15 protein-coding genes are annotated in these 17253 nt (G+C 38.8%); all 15 read right to left on the minus strand.

Features of this window, described 5'->3' with window-relative positions; genetic code table 11:
- Positions 1 to 33: 33 nt before the first annotated feature.
- A complete protein-coding gene (gene rfbD / locus ACXAGK_RS11965; protein WP_474856418.1) occupies positions 34 to 903 on the minus strand; it encodes a dTDP-4-dehydrorhamnose reductase in 870 nt (289 codons plus the stop codon).
- Between the two features lie 58 nt (positions 904 to 961).
- Entirely contained in the window at positions 962 to 1507 is a 546-nt protein-coding gene (rfbC, locus tag ACXAGK_RS11970; protein ID WP_474856419.1) for a dTDP-4-dehydrorhamnose 3,5-epimerase, read from the minus strand.
- Positions 1508 to 1582: 75 nt separating this feature from the next.
- A complete protein-coding gene (rfbA, locus tag ACXAGK_RS11975) occupies positions 1583 to 2464 on the minus strand; it encodes a glucose-1-phosphate thymidylyltransferase RfbA (protein ID WP_474856420.1) in 882 nt (293 codons plus the stop codon).
- A 92-nt stretch (positions 2465 to 2556) separates the two neighbouring features.
- Positions 2557 to 3474, minus strand: a complete 918-nt coding sequence (locus tag ACXAGK_RS11980) for an FkbM family methyltransferase (protein ID WP_474856421.1) — start codon at positions 3472 to 3474, stop codon at positions 2557 to 2559.
- A 9-nt stretch (positions 3475 to 3483) separates the two neighbouring features.
- Positions 3484 to 4170, minus strand: a complete 687-nt coding sequence (locus ACXAGK_RS11985; RefSeq protein ID WP_474856422.1) for an HAD family hydrolase — start codon at positions 4168 to 4170, stop codon at positions 3484 to 3486.
- Positions 4154 to 5770 (minus strand): aldolase catalytic domain-containing protein, encoded by a 1617-nt coding sequence (locus ACXAGK_RS11990; RefSeq protein ID WP_474856423.1) that lies wholly within the window; start codon positions 5768 to 5770, stop codon positions 4154 to 4156. Before ACXAGK_RS11990 ends, ACXAGK_RS11985 begins: the two co-directional genes overlap by 17 nt.
- Positions 5771 to 5780: 10 nt before the next feature.
- On the minus strand, positions 5781 to 6860 hold the full coding sequence (locus ACXAGK_RS11995) for a hypothetical protein (protein ID WP_474856424.1): 1080 nt from the start codon (positions 6858 to 6860) through the stop codon (positions 5781 to 5783).
- Complete coding sequence (locus tag ACXAGK_RS12000) at positions 6857 to 7564, minus strand: acylneuraminate cytidylyltransferase family protein (protein WP_474856425.1); 708 nt, start codon at positions 7562 to 7564, stop codon at positions 6857 to 6859. Before ACXAGK_RS12000 ends, ACXAGK_RS11995 begins: the two co-directional genes overlap by 4 nt.
- Positions 7565 to 7572: 8 nt before the next feature.
- On the minus strand, positions 7573 to 9177 hold the full coding sequence (locus ACXAGK_RS12005) for a capsular polysaccharide export protein, LipB/KpsS family (protein WP_474856426.1): 1605 nt from the start codon (positions 9175 to 9177) through the stop codon (positions 7573 to 7575).
- Positions 9167 to 9547: a hypothetical protein gene (locus ACXAGK_RS12010; RefSeq protein ID WP_474856427.1), complete on the minus strand. Its 381-nt coding sequence runs from the start codon at positions 9545 to 9547 to the stop codon at positions 9167 to 9169. Before ACXAGK_RS12010 ends, ACXAGK_RS12005 begins: the two co-directional genes overlap by 11 nt.
- A complete protein-coding gene (locus ACXAGK_RS12015; protein WP_474856428.1) occupies positions 9547 to 10641 on the minus strand; it encodes a glycosyltransferase in 1095 nt (364 codons plus the stop codon). The genes ACXAGK_RS12010 and ACXAGK_RS12015 overlap by 1 nt, the downstream gene beginning before the upstream one ends.
- Positions 10634 to 11854: a glycosyltransferase gene (locus tag ACXAGK_RS12020; protein ID WP_474856429.1), complete on the minus strand. Its 1221-nt coding sequence runs from the start codon at positions 11852 to 11854 to the stop codon at positions 10634 to 10636. Before ACXAGK_RS12020 ends, ACXAGK_RS12015 begins: the two co-directional genes overlap by 8 nt.
- Positions 11855 to 12225: 371 nt before the next feature.
- Positions 12226 to 15210: a polysaccharide pyruvyl transferase family protein gene (locus ACXAGK_RS12025; protein WP_474856430.1), complete on the minus strand. Its 2985-nt coding sequence runs from the start codon at positions 15208 to 15210 to the stop codon at positions 12226 to 12228.
- Positions 15211 to 15265: 55 nt separating this feature from the next.
- Positions 15266 to 16231, minus strand: a complete 966-nt coding sequence (locus tag ACXAGK_RS12030; RefSeq protein ID WP_474856431.1) for a beta-1,6-N-acetylglucosaminyltransferase — start codon at positions 16229 to 16231, stop codon at positions 15266 to 15268.
- Between the two features lie 57 nt (positions 16232 to 16288).
- The gene (locus ACXAGK_RS12035; protein WP_474856432.1) at positions 16289 to 17245 is read right to left on the minus strand and encodes a hypothetical protein; all 957 of its coding nucleotides are present in this window, start codon (positions 17243 to 17245) and stop codon (positions 16289 to 16291) included.
- Between the last annotated feature and the right edge of the window lie 8 nt (positions 17246 to 17253).

The following is a 17253-nucleotide window of genomic DNA, read 5'->3' on the forward strand; positions in this document are numbered from 1 at the left end:
TTTTTACCAAAAGTATAATCTTGTTCTTGTCACTTACGCTTTCAATTCGTCTAGCATGCTGGCTAACTGCTTACGCCAATGCGTGGGCTTACACGCCGCAAACGCTTCGCGCGCGGTTTGCTTATCTAATACGCTGTAATGCGGGCGCTTGGCAGGCGTTGGATACTGGCTTGACGGTATAGGTAACACTGGAATTGATTTATCTAGCAAACCTTTCTCGACACCTAGCTCTTGAATAGCTAAAGCAAAGTCATACCAGCTAGCTACACCTTCATCAGTCCAGTGATACACGCCACTGGTTTTATTCAAAGCGGCAGTAACACAAATTTCAGCTAAACCTTTAGCCCAAGTCGGGGTTCCAATTTGGTCATCTATTACGCCCAACTGAGGTTTATCAGCCATCAAACGCAGCATGGTTTTCACAAAGTTATTACCATGAGACGAATAAACCCAAGCAGTTCTAATTAGACAGCTAGCATCTGGCAGTATTTCAAGCAGCGCTTTTTCGCCTTCTGCTTTTGATTTGCCATAAGCACCTTGTGGTTCAATGGTGTCGTCAGTTAAATAAGGTGAACCTTTATGACCGTTAAACACATAGTCAGTAGACACATGCACCATGAAGGCGCCGTTAGCTTTGCAGAAGTTTGCTAAGTTTTTAACGGCAAGCGTATTAATAGCAATACACGCTTCGGTATCTTCTTCGGCTTTATCAACAGCTGTATAGGCCGATGCGTTTATTACAACTTCAGCCGATAAAGACGATAGCGTTTCTTCAATATTAGAGGCACTCGTAATATCAATATCATCACGCCCCAAAAACGAAACATGATGCACGCTGCTTTCTAATGCACGAGAAAGCTCAAATGCTAACTGCCCAGACTTACCTATAATTATAATATTCATTAATCGCTAATACCTAGTAAAACACCAATAAAAAGCCAGTGAAAAAAATTAATGACAATTAAAACGTGGGTGCGTCTACAAATGCCAAGCCCGCCTCATCTTTACCTGACAAGGAAGGCTTCTCGCCATTTACTAAAGGCCAGTCGATACTTAAGGTTGGGTCGTCGTACTTAACTGATATTTCTGATTCTGGGTGATAGTAGTCTGTGCACTTATACACAAACTCAGCAGAATCGCTGGTTACATAAAAGCCGTGAGCGAAGCCCGCAGGTACCCATAACTGACGTTTATTCTCAGCTGATAACGTCACCCCAACCCACTTACCGTAAGTAGATGAGTCTTTACGCATATCTACGGCTACATCGTACACTTCGCCACTAACTACACGCACTAATTTGCCTTGGGTTTGCTCCATTTGATAATGAAGGCCGCGAAGAATACCTTGGCTAGATTTAGAATGGTTATCCTGAACAAAATCTACGTCTGCACATTCTTTCTTAAACCAGTCGGTGCGAAAGGTTTCTAAGAAGAAGCCGCGCTCATCGCCAAATACTTTAGGCTCGATGATTTTTACATCAGGGATATCTGTTTTAATTACTTGCATTTACTTTCCGTACAAACTGGCAATTTAAAATAAGAAGAAAGGTGGCAATGCCACCTTTTAGAATTTGATATGAAGCTAGATCTTAACTCTATCGTTAATCACTTTAAGCAGGTAATCACCATAACCACTCTTCTTTAGTGGTGCCGCAAGCTTTTCAAGCTGCTCAGCGTTGATATAGCCCATTCTGTAGGCTACTTCTTCTGGGCAACATACTTTCAAGCCTTGGCGTTTTTCGATAGCCGCCACGAAGTTTGCTGCATCAAGAAGTGAGTCTAGTGTGCCCGTATCGAGCCAAGCAGAGCCTCGGCCCATTAGCTCTACTTTCAAACTTCCATCTTGAAGATATAAGTTGTTCAAGTCAGTAATTTCAAGTTCACCGCGGGGTGATGGCTTCACTTCTTTAGCAAAATCGACTACGCGGTTGTCGTAGTAATAAAGACCTGTTACGGCATAGTTTGACTTAGGAACAAACGGCTTTTCTTCAATAGATAGCGCTTTCCAGTCGTCATCAAACTCTACCACACCATAACGTTCAGGGTCGTTAACGTGGTAACCAAACACTGTTGCACCATGCTCTTGTTTAAACGCATTTTGCAAAGATAGCTTTAAGTCGTGACCGTAATAAATATTGTCACCCAGAACCAGTGAACAGCTACCATTGCCAATGAACTCTTCGCCTATCAGGAAGGCTTGTGCCAGGCCATCTGGCGAAGGCTGTACCGCGTATTGAATGTTCATTCCTAACGCGGAACCATCTCCAATAAGGTCGATAAACCTCTGCTGCTCTTCGGGCGTGGTGATAATGAGTACATCACGAATGCCAGACATCATTAACGTTGTTAATGGATAAAAAATCATTGGCTTGTCGTAAACAGGCATTAACTGCTTACTGACCACCTTAGTCAACGGGTGCAAACGTGTGCCAGATCCGCCAGCTAGTATTATTCCTTTTCTCATAAAATAAGAAACCTGCAAGTGTTATTTAAAGCGCAACGCGAACGCTATTTCAATCATTCTGAGTTCTAGCTCGATAGTAAATACATCAATATTCAAAAGTCACCATAATCCGGCTTTACTTTGCGGCCAAAGGGATGAGGGAGCATATTCGGTATAGATTGAAGAACTATTTTTTTTATCGCTGCGGCAGTTTTAGGAGCTATGGAGCTCAACGAATTAACAACATCTAACGCAACAAGCGGATACCCTAACATAACTAATATAAAAATTAAGTTACAAGACTTTCTTACGCTACTTTGCTCTGATAAAGAATCAGTGAGAAATTTTCTCTTTACTAATAAAAAATCTCCAAACGCAGCAACTCCGTCGTGGTATTTTGCATTACCTTTGTCAGAGGTATTCCAAGATACGACACCGGTATCAACAACCATAAAACCTAAGTCATTAAGATATTTGAGAACATCAAAGTAAAGTGGCGCTGAGGAATAAATATCTAAAAATGAAAGCTCAATTTGAACAGCAGTAACATTTAAAAGCGTTTTTTCACCACCTTTTACTACATCTAACTCAGCACCTTGAGTATCAATTTTCACAAAATCGATGTTATTTTCAATATCGATTAAATTATCAAGCATATCGGTATCGATCTGAAGAACCTCGTCGATATCAAAACGCTCTGGATGCCGATAATGCTTTATAGTATCAAAGTTAGGTTTGTAAAATGACGAACATTCTCTCTTTTTTGTTAAGAAGAAGTCTTTTGTACATTTACTTGCCCCAACTAATACTTTGTGATGATGATGCTCTCTGTAATCAGAAAAGTCATTTTCATCTAGATTGATATCGAAGGTGTGAAGCGAAACGGCTTTCTTCAATGATTGAGTTAAAAAAGATGTCCTATTGAAAGAACCCACATCAATTATCTCGACTGTGCTCACTAAGCCCTTTTTCAGCATAGCTTCGCATATTGCCCGACGATACTTTAAAGGTAAAAATTTAACGGCCCCCACAGCAAGTCCTCATTCTAGAATGCCTATGCTCGAGTTTTTGTGCGTTAGTTCGGGCCAATCTGAAATACATACAAAGCCACACTCGCTTGCCTTTTTCTCGAGCTCTTCTCGCACATTACTAAAAGGCAAATATCCAAGAAAATCTATACCATTACTAATTGCAGCATCAAGATCTGACAAGGCATCACCAACCATCAATGGCGTTTTAAAGTGGCCTGACTCAATAATTTTTCTAACATTGTCAGACTTTGATGTCGGAGAGCCATATATAGCATCAAATTGCTTAGATAAGCCTCGCTTCTCAAACACCCATCGAAGTTCACCCTCTTCCGAGCCACTGGCAATAAATTTAGGTACCTTTATATCATTAAGTAGATCTATGCAATGTGGAGTTATTGTCGAGCTCATATATAACTGTCTGGTTTTATTCGCATATAAATCCAAAATTTCCTGATAGAGCTCTTGTTCTTTACCCTGCTCAACATTAATTAGATTCTCGACAAAGAATTCCACATGATAGAAGCGGGACTTTCCAAAATTTTTTGCAAAAAACGAGCAGCATTGCTCAACAATATCTTGCGTAATAGAGAGAGAATCTAAAGATTCCCTCATTGCATCTATTTTAAGCTTGTTAGAGTCAAAGATTACACCATCGCAATCAAATATGATTACATCATATTTAGACAGTTGGTTCATAAATTGAGCCTTTCGCTATGGCATAAGAAGACGGGGTTAATGCTCTAACTGTAGTTGAGCTATATGTTGCATGCATTAATTTAAACAACTCATTCACTTCGGCTTGTCTTGGGTCAAACTTTTCGTAACCATCGAAACCAACAAGTGATATCGACTTAGGCTTCATTGCAAGTGCTGCCGCCAAAGCATAACAAGCAGTCAGATCATAAGGCACAACACAATTTTCGTCTTTCGACTCGAAAGTTCCATCTTCGACAACTACCCCATAGTCTAGTAAACGATTATTTGACTGAACAAAACTCAAGTCCTCTTCGCTAAACCTATGGATTGGTAAAATAACAGAAGTATTGAAGCTACTATATAATTGCTTTTGCGAAAGAAACTTACTGTTATGCGATATCACGTATGAATCTACATACTCGTTCAGTAAGGGTAATGCGTTTACTGCTAATACGTAAGGCTTATGCTCCTCAATATAGTTTTTAATACCCGTTTCGTATGTTTTAAGACTTGGTCCATTCGCGACAACTAAAATCTCCTTTCCTTCCGCAAGACCAATTAAATCTGAGCTTCCGGAGACTTTTTCATCGATACTATTAATGCTCAAAGCCTTACTATACAGCGACTCATCAAATGAAGCTGTATCATCAAACTCTTTCAAGAAATCGATGGCTCCGACGACCTCATCCACACCATAATGTGAGTCAGATAACAGCTTTTGTATGTATGTTGGGTGCACGTTGTTTTGCGCCCCGATGAAATAAAGCAAGTTACTGCCCCACCCATATTGCTTTTGCATTGGTTCAAAGTAGCGAATAACTAGTTCGTAAATTGGGTTACATTCATAATCTGCAACCCCTTTGAATTTCAACTCAGATATCAATCTTTCAGTTTGGGTATTACCAGCTCCCCGTCCCATTCCCGTTATTGTGGAATCGATCCACTCTACACCATTTTGAATTGATGTAATGCTGTTAGTTAGCCCCAAAGACATGTTGTCGTGAGTGTGTATTCCTAGATCGCCTTCCCACTCTTTTCGCAATGCAGTGATGATCCTAACAACTTCGTCTCCATCCATATTCCCAAGAGAATCTGCAAAATAGAGAGCGTCGACAGAATCCCAGGAACTAATCTCTGCTGCCAGCTCTGAAATTAACTCTGATGATTTCCCCCCAGATTGCATCAAGTTAAACCCGACAGTATATCCCATGGTCTTTAATTTCTGGGTTATTTCTTTGCATCCATATACTTCAGCAAAATGAGCAGCAACGCGGACTAAGCCGACCTTACTATCGCTTTTGGGTACGAATAATTTATCTATTGCTTGGTTAACACTCACCCCTGAACTAAGGATTGTTTTAGCGTCAACCATTACACCGTAAGTAGGTCCCGAAGGCAGCTCAATAGTATTCAAGAAGGATTCTGTTGTATACGCAAACGCACCAAAATAGCCGTTTTTCTTAAAATTACGTAAACCCAACTCAACATACTCAATACCTGATTCAGCAACAGCATGTAGATACGCATTCACGACTTCCGGTGAAAAGTCCCAAGAGTTGTAGTACCCGCCGTCTCTCAATGTACAATCTAAAATCTTCATAATTTACCAATTAATCTTTTCTAATATAAATCGCAGCAATTCCAGCTGAAATTTCTCTTTCGTCTACACTACCTAGTTCACTCATATTAGTAATCTCATCAAATTCTAAGCGAACGTCTAAAACTAACTCACTATTTTCAACTCTCGAGCCATCTAATTTCATTTCAATTTCTATGAAGTTTTCATCAAAAACAAAATCAACCTTACATATGTCATTAATAGTCGCGATTCCTCTGCGTTTTATTACTGGAGATGCTAATTGCATTACAACTCTTGTTGCATCTCCCGGCACCAAAAGTGAAAACTCACAGTTTTGAGTGTTTAACCAAATACCAAACTCTTCCGGAGGATAACAACTAAGGTTTCCCGAGATAACTTCAGCAACGGTCGAATCAAAACCAGTTGATTTCTTACCCCGTCTAAACTGTACTTCGTCTTTAACAAATGGGAGTGTCCCTTCATTAAACTGAACTTCTTGGTAGCTTGTATTATCTGAGATGAGTCCAAATGCGATGTCTTTTAAGCCAACGGATAAATTACGCCCCTTTTCATCTTTCGTTAATTTCTCACAATAGATATTAAGGTCTAATTTTACTTTCTTAGCAATGTAACTATTAGGAACAGGGAGTTCAAAAAAATACTCCGTACTACCTGACAACGTTACATTTAGAATTTCACGATCTTCCATCGTTAAAACCAGAGGGGCAGGAGGGTGCCCATCTGGCATTACAAATATTACTTTTAATATAGCATCCTTTTCGATTGGTTTTTCCAATTGAAAAGTAATAGTAGCTCTCCCTGCTTCACCAATCCATCGCCCCCATTTCTCCATTGGAAGCCAAGAATTACTGACACCAGAAAACTTATAACCTTTGTTCTGAGCGCACTTTTCCAGTGTCGGAGTCGGAACAAAGTACTTCTCAGCAACTGTTTGTTGCGAAGAGTAAAACTTAGTGCTGCCAGAGTAAGTGCGCTCTGAAAAACCACAACCTGAACAAACAGACAATAAGTTCCTGTCGAACTCAATGGTATTTAACTTAACTTTACCGCAGTTTAAACAACTATTCCGTTGCGAAGCAGAAAGACTCATATCTGATTCCTAAGTTTGAAAATTTGTTCTGCTAGAATAAAATCTTCCGGCCAATCAATATCGAAACCCGACATCTTATCAACTTCATACATATAAGGGTTTTCACCGATCCTATCGTTCATAGTGATCATCAAGTTCTTTTCAATAACGAACGCAGCACTATTTGCGAAGTATAAGGGGGGTAAATCTTGAGTTTGGGGCCATTTGTTTTGAGCGCGATCGTGAGAAATACACTGTCCTTTGCTATCCCAAGTAAAAGTTTGTTCCTTGGTTACCGTAAACAGGCTATCACAATCACCATTTACCACTTCTGAATTGTATTTTTCAATCATACGGTCCATTTGTTCCGAACCGAAGAATGGACTGGTTACATGCGTCCAAATACACACGCCTTGAGGCATAATCTGCGAAACATATTCAACAAACTCATCCAGTCTGTCGGAGGTTGCAAATTTCGCAGGGCGCTCCTCAATAATCATTTCTTTTGAGATGCTTGCTTTCACATCATTTGCAATTTCGAGTACGACTTCATCATCAGTAGAGACTATTATGGTGTCAATATACTCACTGTCTCCTAACTGTCTTAACTTTAAGGCTAACAATCCCCCTTCAACACCAGCAAAATCTTTCGTGTTTTTGCCCTTTATTCTTTGGCTTCCTCTTCTGCATGGAACCAATACGTTATAAGAAATGTTATTAAGCATCCGAATACCTATGCCAAAATGGGGTTAGTTAGAAACGAGGGGTTAGACTCGTCAAAAATATCAATGTTTGAAATTGCTCTGTACACAGGGTCAAGGCTAAGAAGGTTGTTCGTAAAGCAACTGACTAGACCTGGCCACTTGGGAGAGTTTATGTCAACTTGCGCAATTCCAGGGATAAAGGAAGTATTCAGTTTTGTGTATATATTTTCAAAAAACGCGAAATCGATCGCTTTTTCTATAACAGTTTCCGTTATCTCTGGTTCAAGGCATGCCTTCTCTAACTCACCAAAGTATTCTGCTGCGCTTGTGCAATGAGGTGTTATTCCAAGACGACTATATCTGGCTTCACCTGCTACTACTGTTTTAAGGCCTTGTAGCGGCATTTCATAGCCAGGAGTTCCCTGTACAGTACTCCCAACTTCACAAAACTTTGCAACTTCTCTATTGTTTATGTGTTTGGAAACTATACCGAAATTTGATACATCCTTGAACTTGTTATACAGATAGGTAATCCATGAATCTCGAACATACGTCAAATCTTTAGGATGGACCTTCACTAAAACATTAATGGATTCATGTTCCGCAAAATGGCTAATTGTCTCTTCAAGCCATGTTGAAAAGTCATCAAACAGCATAGGCCCATTAGCATGAACGGCATCGGTGAGAGCATGAGAAAGTAACACTATACTTTTCTCTCTGGGGCTCTTAACTCCTGTAGATCGGAAAAACTCTTCCTTACTCATTTCAATGTGAAACTGATTAAAGTCAGCGTAACTTCTTGACTTCGTCAACCTATCGATAAGACCTTGGCTGTATTCATCGATCGCACTTTTCAATTGACTTTTTTTATTTAAATAAAACTTTTGATAATCGGACTCGAAATCTTTTGACTTCACAACTCTTAAGTCATCGAGAGTCCTCAGTATACGAACAGAACCAAAGACTAAAGGCCAATGAAACAGGACACACCCACCATTTTTTAAAACTGCTTCAGCAATAAAATAGTACGGGTTGTATTCTACATGCCCTAAAACAGCTATCTTGATATTGTTTTTCTCTACTATTTTACGGGCAATTTTTCTAAAGGAATGACATTCACTAAATACTTGAATAAATTCTTCATTCAACTGAGTTTCTGTTGGCTTGAGAACAGATCGTAGATAATGATCATATGCAATTCTCAAGAGATCTCTGTCATCTTGCTCAAGGTGATTATGATCGCCGAAAATAAGTTGTCGTAATGATAACTCGTTCGCTGACAGCAGCGATTTGATCTTTAATAGATTCTCTTGAAAGCTATCATCATAAATATTGCTAAGCGTATCTAAATGATAAAACTCGTTAACACCAAACGCATTTGCTATCGCTTCATTAGCACTTGGCTGGTAAGAAATAAGAGGGGTTTCCCAGTTCTTAGTCGCTGAAACCAGGCTGCATTTATATTTCTCTTGTACAACCTTCGAAAGGTGGAAATTGAAAAATATATAGTCCATGTTATCGTGCATTGCATCAACAAAGAGGGACCAATCCTGTTCAGCTTTTGTCTTGTCCGACCAAAAAGCCTGAACCGAATCCAAACATTCCTCAAATTTAGTTGAACCATCAAGCTTCATTACTACCTCTCAGCAATTCAATTATCGAGCGCTGCGTATTTGCGTAGTGCGCGCTATCTTTATTCTTACTAGGTGTCTGTGACTCTCGGATATCAATTACTTCGCTAAACTTGCGCAAAGATTCATTTATGACTTCCCCATTTTCTTCATCTCGTAAATACAAACATGAATTTTGGCTTATAAGAATCTGATTAGGAATTGCAACAATCATCACAGAAAAGCGATCACCTCGATTCCATACAGTTCTTCTCTCTACAAGTTGGCCATCAATATAAAGGCCCACTTTTATTTTTCGGTTTACATCAGATTGGTCAAAAACCTTGAAAGCTAAACCACCACATTTGGCAGCATAAACCGTAGAAATCAACATCAGCTTTCTCCAACAATAATGCTTAACTCATGCATCGCGCGCTCAACAATGCGTTCCCATGTCTGACGTTCAGAAAACTCAGACATGCTCTCTAATAAGCGATTCACAGACTCTGATGACATAGATTCTAATTTACGAATCTGCTGAAAGAGCTCATCCGGGGAGAATGGGTCGAAATAAAAACCTAGTCCGCCTGAGGCCTCCACCAAACTGGAACTTGATGAACAGAGCACTGGAGTCCCCAAGGCTATAGATTCTAAAACGGGCATACCGAAGCCCTCATAGAATGATGGGTATATTGTTGCGCTTGCGTTCCGTATCAAGAGAGACTTTTCAGATTCAGTAATTTCATTTATGTAAGAAATCTTTCCTGCGAACTTGCTTATATCGATGCCTTTATCGTGCGCGATTTGAGTTATTGTTTTACCCCACCCGAACTTACCTGCTATAACAAAATCGTAGCTTTCGAGAACCTCTGGGTATTGCTTTATCATCTCGAATATTAATTGATGGTTTTTTCTTGGTTCCACTGTTCCTAGTATAAGCAAATAGGGCCTAAACGGTTCGTTAATGGTAGGCTCAGATACGTTGTCCAGGTAACTAGCACAACCAATTGTCACCGAATCCACATCCAGAGAATGAAAGTATGTGTCCACCTGATACTTAGTTGAATCAGAAACCGTAAAAATCAGATCATTTTGAGCCAGAGATTTGTGTATTATTGGTGATAGTTTCTTAACCATTCCTCGCTCATGAAATTCACTGCATAACAAAATGCCTAAATCATGAACTACTTCTACTTCAAACTTAAATTGTTTGTCTTTACTTCTTGGGGAGAAATAGATTGCCACTATATTATCATTCGCGATTTTTGCGTAATCTAAGTAATCACCGTTTTGGAGAGCTGTTTGAATAGCACCTTCATTCAAAGGTGTATCAGCCAAATCAAAATATCTGTCGTCAACAAATCCCATTAAAGAAACTGGCTGAAGCTTTAATTCTTCAACGAATGAAATAGTATAATTTTTCACGCCAGCAGATGTGGCATCTAAAATCGGTTCAAGGTTGATATAAATTTCAGAAATATTACCCATAAATTTTCACCAACCGTTTAGTTGAAAGCTCACCCACTGCGCGATCCGAATACAGATTGCCGATGATTTCCTGACAAACTTTCATTTTACACTTCAATTCGTCAGGTTCAGCTAATATTGAACTTTCCAAGGCTTGATATACATCAGACAGGCTAACTTCGTACCAAGTTAAATTCTCAATCTTATGAAAACAAACTTTATCTTCGATATTTATCGGAATTTCTCTTGATTTAATTTCAAAAGCAGAATTGATATTTACGCAATCACTCATCGCAGTATTCGATACAGAAACCGGGATGCATCCTCGAGCCATTGATTCTTGCAGTGGCAAATTCTGACCTTCACCATGAGATAAACAAAAATAAAAGTCAGCCAAGTCGTATAAGCGTTTTAGTTCTGACTCGTCAAGTCTTTCATTTATAATTATTATATTTTCGAGCAGTGTATCCACGCTCTTCCTGCACCTTTTCCAAATTAAGTTTAATAATGAGGTCAATAATTTTAAGTCAGTATTACATTTGATAATCAAATATGCGTCTTTATATTTTTCAGAAAAGCTAGAGAAAGACTCTATAAGCTTTGAAATATTTTTTCTGTGATCATGCGGGTTAAAAACCGTCAAATATATTTTTTTATTTTTTATATCTGGAATATTAAAGTACAGAGGCTTTATCTCTGCTAGCTTATTCGCTCCTGTGCTGAAATAATAAGCAATGGAGTTAAGAAACCCTAAACTATCAAAGCTCTTATCAAGTTTATTCTGGAGCGAAATATCTTCTTCCTCATCCCAATAAGGAAGCCCTATCGGGCAAGGAATAAAGTGAACATTTGAAAGGCCATAGCTTTCAAAAACTTCTTTCAAATGGCTACTAGCAACCCATATCTCATCTGCCATTTTAAGCATGTCAACTTGATTGTAAAAAATCCCGTCGAATTCATTAGAATCTTTCTGAAGTTGATTAAACTCCCAGGAAATTACCGCAATATTGTAAGCCCCGTTAACAGGCCTGAATGCGCGAAACTTCCTCATCATCAAATGTACTTCGACGTCTTTTAGTTTTGGAATGAATTCAGGGCGGGGGACAAATTTCATTTTGCAATTTGTCGCAGAGAGGCACCTTTCAAAACTCTTAGCAACTACACCGTAAGAAAAATCAATATGACCAATTTCCTTATCAGGTGATGTTTTCATTGTACTAAATAATACATCCATCTAGTTTGTCACTTATTGTTACTCATATAAGAAAGAGGATTATGGAATGAGGAGGCATTCCTTTCTATACTCCAATTAAATTATCTTCCTTGTGTAGATAAATACTACTTATAGAAGTTTCACATCGAAGTTAGGATAACAAATCTTCGATTAATATAGAACTACTCTTGAAAGTTTGAATTTATTTTCAAATGACAGAAGCTTATGTGCTCGAATCTACTTATGTTAATTTCCTTTTTGACTTCGCTAAAAGTCGAAGAGAGATTTAGCATGGGGGCAAGGGCAAAGCCTTATCGGGCCCCCTAGGGCCAATCAAACTTTGCCTTGGATAAGACTTCTAATGATGAAATATTAACCTCAACCGAACTGACTCACAGCTTATTTTTCAAAGATTCAATATACCGATAAACAGCAGTCTCACTCGACATCAAGTCGAGAAAGTAACTTAAATCATCTTTTTCCTTGGCTTCAGCAAATATCCTACCACTCATTACAGACATTTTACGACGCTGACGGAGCAACTCTACTCTCCAGAATGGTAAGTTAACCTTTTTAGGGTCAATTCTTTTACTTGGAAAGCTGCGTCCTTCCTGTTCATCATCTTGCGTTCTAACTACTAGTCCATGCCTTCTATGTGAAATACCACCGAACTGAGTCTGTACAATTTCATTTAACGATAAGTTCTCGGTAGTTAACTCTCCGCTCGCTCCACCATTTTCAAACAACTCTGTTAATTCAGGGTTCCTTGATACAACAATGTTAGTTCCTCTCCACTCGTCGTTAAACTTTGGCAGCCAAGCGTCTCCAAAAACGATATCTGCAGTCTCAGCGAAAATGTCGTCACAATAATTACACGCATTAGGTTGAAAGAATGCATGCCCCCAGTTTCCGCCTAACATGCTTGTCGGCTGCGCGGATTTCTCTTCATTATCTTTAGAAGTAACCGAAAAGTGATAGTTGCCTACTTTGGTATTTGGAATTTTTTTCCTAAAGTCTACTTTTTGTACCTCAGAAGGGGCAACCCCTAGCTGCCAAGCATTAGATTCTGCAAAAAAACGAGTCTTCATATGGCCACATACAATACCAATAAAGTATTTTAGCGAGTTTTTAAGCCCCTCATCGTTTTCACAAAGTAATCGTGCAGACCTTATGAAGCATGGTACTCCAACAATTGCATAGCGTTTATCACTGTTCGAACTAACTTTTTTGAGCACATTAGCTAATGTAGTTGGGTAATAGTTGCTTTTACGGTTACTATCAAGTTCGTTTTGCGTTTTTGATATGCGGTATTCAAATAAATCGCCGTCACAGGCAGCTTTGCCAACATGTACAACACCATCAATCAAACCTTTCTCTAAGAGCTTCTTAGTCAACCAAGATGTTAAACCTCCAGAACTACTCCCCATCAAACTTTCTTCGTCCGATTGTCGGCCCGCAAATAGCGCATTGTACCTTCCAACAACCTCATTGAATGGAAGTAAGTTGGCACCTTCAAAAGGAGCATCTAGCTGGTCTTCATTCAAAGATTTATCACTAAAGGGGCAAATAGCATTTATATTACCCTTTACGTCTGATGGTAACGCAGAAACATCGTTTAAAGATACTGTTGGTGCTCCAAGCTTGTTCTCTTTCAAACTCAAAGCACCATTACTGGCAAAGGCGCATCCTCCGCAACCTATACACATATCCGACTTTAAAACGTCCTCAATGTTAAATTCTGTTTTACTTTGCTTAGAAGGAAACTCTCTTACATCTATAGTAATTGGACTTTCTGAAACATACCTTTTTATATGCTGAGCTTCGCTTTCTTGTGCGACGTTAAGTTGCGATGAATTTTTTTTGTTTGTGTAAGTTAAATTGGTTATCAACTCCTTTGATATACCGAGCGCTTCAACTAGAAACGTTAAAGACTCAAGCCTCATTTCATTAAGTTTATGGTTAACACTACCCCATTTTATTGGAGCCAACATCGAACTTTTAGTTACTTGGGTGGAAGAAGTAACTAGCCTGTCTTGCAACCCAAACATATTTAGCAATGAGGTGAACCTTGCCATCCCCCTTGCCGGATTTGCATAAGCCAAGAATGGTTTGTTAAACAAAATAGAGAATGCAACACCGTGAAAAGAATCGGTAACGATGTACTGAGCCTTATAGAATGAGGCAAGCCAACCTTCAACAGACTGGTCACCATCTGAAGAATTAAGTGCATTTACCCTTTCAAAAAGCTTTCCATTTACGGAAAGCGCATCCAACCCCAATGTATTCGACAAGTTCTTTATAACAAGCTCTTTGTCATCGTTAATGTCTAATACATAATTAAGCAAGTAATCATTGCTAGTTCTGCGTTCGTCAAGATTGAATTTGTTAGCATAGTGCTGTGCATCTAGCAACATAGTGGGGTCTAAGACGTGGGTAGCATTAGTGCTTAGTTCTTTAGCACACATCGTAACAGCAGCGTCTTCACGTACTCCGACAGCATCGAACCGTTTCAAAAGCCTAGATGCCATAGCCTGCCGACTTTCGTCATATTCCCATTTATCTGAGCCAAAAGATGCAGCATAGCTAAGTCTTTTTATCTCGCTATTTTCAGGTAAAAACTCAAAGAAAAAATCATTAAGTATTTCTTTAGCATACTGAGGGCGCCATACCTGATCGCTGCCCACAATCAATGCATCAAAATCGTATTCATTGATATCACTTTCGAGTTCATGAGAATGAAAAAAAGGTTTTGTTATTAAGGGAAAATACGTGTCGAGGAATTTTTTATTCGCTACAGAAGGAGACAGCCCTACGGACTTAACGTATTTCTGCTTTGAAGGTTTTGCATGCGCGTGGTGAAACCGCCTATTTACAAATACCGCTTTCTGCCCCAACGTTTCTATTACTTCCATCAAAGCATAAGCTTGCAGATTTCCACCATAGTTCTTATTCATTGGCAGAGTCAAAATACCCACATTCAGAGGTTTTGTATTAGTTCTGTTCTTCTTTTCTTGTGAAGTATTAATGTTAGAAATAATAGAACCGATTACTTCTTGCATGTTTTTAAAGCAAACTACGAACTCTATGTTTTGGAAGAGTTTCTTGTGGTTATTGAATTCATCATTAAGTCTAAATTCTGTCGAGCTAGCTCGTTGAAGTAAATCCACGTGAACAGTGTCACTACCTGCTGCGTATATATTGAATGCAAAATGCACATTTTTATATTTAAAGTCTACAACGGCACATTTTTCTTGGTATATCCAAGCTTTTTTGAAAACTAAATGATTAAACTGCTCTTGTTTTGGTGAATTGCTAAAATACTCTTCAGCGCGCTGCTTAATTGTCTCCAACTTAATTGGAGTGCTACTTTCTTTCATAATTTTATGTGCCTTGAATATTAAACCTTGTAACCTGAAAACATTGATGCATCCCCTAACTCATCTGTGATATTTTTTCCGAAACTATATTTAGGTCACTTTCGGTTACTGAGGGATGCAGCTTTCGAGCAAAGCATGCACTTGAACTTAATATGGTTTTTATATCATCTCGAGCGATGCTGATAGGAGACCCTAATCCATATCGCAAGTTGTCTTTCGATAATTCCTTAATGAAAGGGTTCTGCTCTGAAAATAACACACTTGGATATAAGGTTTCATCTGGCTCGAAGGTTGTTTGTAAATGCTCAAAAATTTCATTGAATAAAGAGCTGTCTACTAACCATTCGACTTGTTTGCGATGCAGAATCATCCATGTCCGTCCAACTGTGTAAGTGTGCTTGGTCCAAAATGCTTTTCGGAAGTTTATTTCATCTTCGGTCAGACTTCGTATAAATAAACGTTTATTGCCTATTTCTTCGCAATACAGTGCACGTCTTTCCATTACCCGGCTAATTGGGTTTAAATTTCCGTTGTGCAGTTCTCTATCGACTTCACTGTCGCACACTATTTGTAATCTAGAGTATTTTCTTTCTATTCGAGAAAATTCTTCACTTTGTTTGAGCCAATAGTGTGGCTTGTTTGGCTTGAAGCCAAAGCAAAAAGAGGTTTTATTATTTTCTTTTTGTTCGAACTTCAAACGCTCAAAGAATTTGCGCTGTGAAATTAGAGGTATATCTACGCCACTCAGATTAACAAAGTAATCCCAACCAGAAACTGCTAGTGCCTTTTCTATACTTTTCTTCATTTGATAAATTTGAGAGGGGCCACACCAGGTAACAGGCAAACTTTTGGAAATACTAAAGCCACCACTATAGCTATCTAAGCTTTGGTTCAATAACTCTAGACTGCTAATGTCGCCATCGTACGTCACATTGATATGGTTGCCAAAATGAGAAAGGTGGCTGACTAGCCACCTCAAACGGTCAACACTACCGTGATGCTGGATGTCATAATAAATCAATGCAATTTCCCCTTCAGAAAAGAAAGTGAAGGTTTAAGGCTACGACAGAAATTACAGTTATACATTTAATGACATCTTATCTTCTATTGAGATTAATATTGATATGAAGTTTTCAGCTAAAACGCTATTGCAATTTGGAAGGAGGTAAACCTTTCTGCTATCGGAGGGTTTTGCGAAATACATTTCATCCTTATGGGCAAACTTATTTTCGAAAAAGTTAATTGTCCAAGACTCATCAAGCGTTTCTTCGGCAAGCCCATTTTTAACCACTTCAAACGCTTCGGTGACAGAATCATCTTTTTCACTTTTCAGCTTCAAATAGGCATCTCTAACCCTCGTCCGAGGATGTTGTCCAGTACGCTCTTTAAACCTATGATTTAGCAACCGAATAATTTCTATATCAGCGAGATTCATAGACCTGTTAACCGCAGCAGCTTTAACAGTTAGCTCGACATCTAGGAGCTTACTACACATAGTCTGAGCAATATCTAAGCCTTCTGAAAGCATAGCGTCATAATCAAAAACATGAATATGATTTGCTATTATGCTCCAATTATCTATAACACTTGAAGCATTTAGAATTTTAGATTGGAATGGCTTCAGAGCATGATTCAAGAAAAACTCAGACCATGTTTTACTTTCGCCTTGTTTAACCGATTCTTGCCAAGCTGAAACCAATAACTTCGAATACGCTCTCTTAAAGAAAATAACTTCGACGGTAAATTTTTCAGTAAATTTAGATAAGAAGCTAATATCTTCTTTCGTCAAGTCTTCAAAATTTTCACTTGATATAAACACTCTGTCTTCATCTGTTTCGAAAAAATTTGAAACGGAATCTGCATCTCTCTGCTTGATTTTTTCGACTAGCTTGTGGTGCCCCCATTGCGGGCCTATTAAGCTTTCCGAATACAGCACACCTTGTTCTTTAAGCGCATTGCTTTGCTCGAACAAATTTTTTTGTATATAGGTACTTCCCGTTTTGTGCGGACCTATATGAATAAATAGCTTTTTCATTTACTTCC

It is taken from the genome of Alteromonas sp. ABM1_013, assembly GCF_056160505.1.

What these genes read in the sequence shown, in the direction of transcription:
- ACXAGK_RS11985 (WP_474856422.1), bottom strand. Translation starts at nt 4,170, where the DNA reads ATGAACCAACTGTCTAAATATGATGTAATCATATTTGATTGCGATGGT.
- rfbC (WP_474856419.1), bottom strand. Translation starts at nt 1,507, where the DNA reads ATGCAAGTAATTAAAACAGATATCCCTGATGTAAAAATCATCGAGCCT.
- rfbD (WP_474856418.1), bottom strand. Translation starts at nt 903, where the DNA reads ATGAATATTATAATTATAGGTAAGTCTGGGCAGTTAGCATTTGAGCTT.
- rfbA (WP_474856420.1), bottom strand. Translation starts at nt 2,464, where the DNA reads ATGAGAAAAGGAATAATACTAGCTGGCGGATCTGGCACACGTTTGCAC.
- ACXAGK_RS12000 (WP_474856425.1), bottom strand. Translation starts at nt 7,564, where the DNA reads ATGCTTAATAACATTTCTTATAACGTATTGGTTCCATGCAGAAGAGGA.
- ACXAGK_RS12020 (WP_474856429.1), bottom strand. Translation starts at nt 11,854, where the DNA reads ATGGATGTATTATTTAGTACAATGAAAACATCACCTGATAAGGAAATT.
- ACXAGK_RS11995 (WP_474856424.1), bottom strand. Translation starts at nt 6,860, where the DNA reads ATGAGTCTTTCTGCTTCGCAACGGAATAGTTGTTTAAACTGCGGTAAA.
- ACXAGK_RS12035 (WP_474856432.1), bottom strand. Translation starts at nt 17,245, where the DNA reads ATGAAAAAGCTATTTATTCATATAGGTCCGCACAAAACGGGAAGTACC.
- ACXAGK_RS12025 (WP_474856430.1), bottom strand. Translation starts at nt 15,210, where the DNA reads ATGAAAGAAAGTAGCACTCCAATTAAGTTGGAGACAATTAAGCAGCGC.
- ACXAGK_RS12005 (WP_474856426.1), bottom strand. Translation starts at nt 9,177, where the DNA reads ATGAAGCTTGATGGTTCAACTAAATTTGAGGAATGTTTGGATTCGGTT.
- ACXAGK_RS12015 (WP_474856428.1), bottom strand. Translation starts at nt 10,641, where the DNA reads ATGGGTAATATTTCTGAAATTTATATCAACCTTGAACCGATTTTAGAT.
- ACXAGK_RS11990 (WP_474856423.1), bottom strand. Translation starts at nt 5,770, where the DNA reads ATGAAGATTTTAGATTGTACATTGAGAGACGGCGGGTACTACAACTCT.
- ACXAGK_RS12010 (WP_474856427.1), bottom strand. Translation starts at nt 9,547, where the DNA reads ATGTTGATTTCTACGGTTTATGCTGCCAAATGTGGTGGTTTAGCTTTC.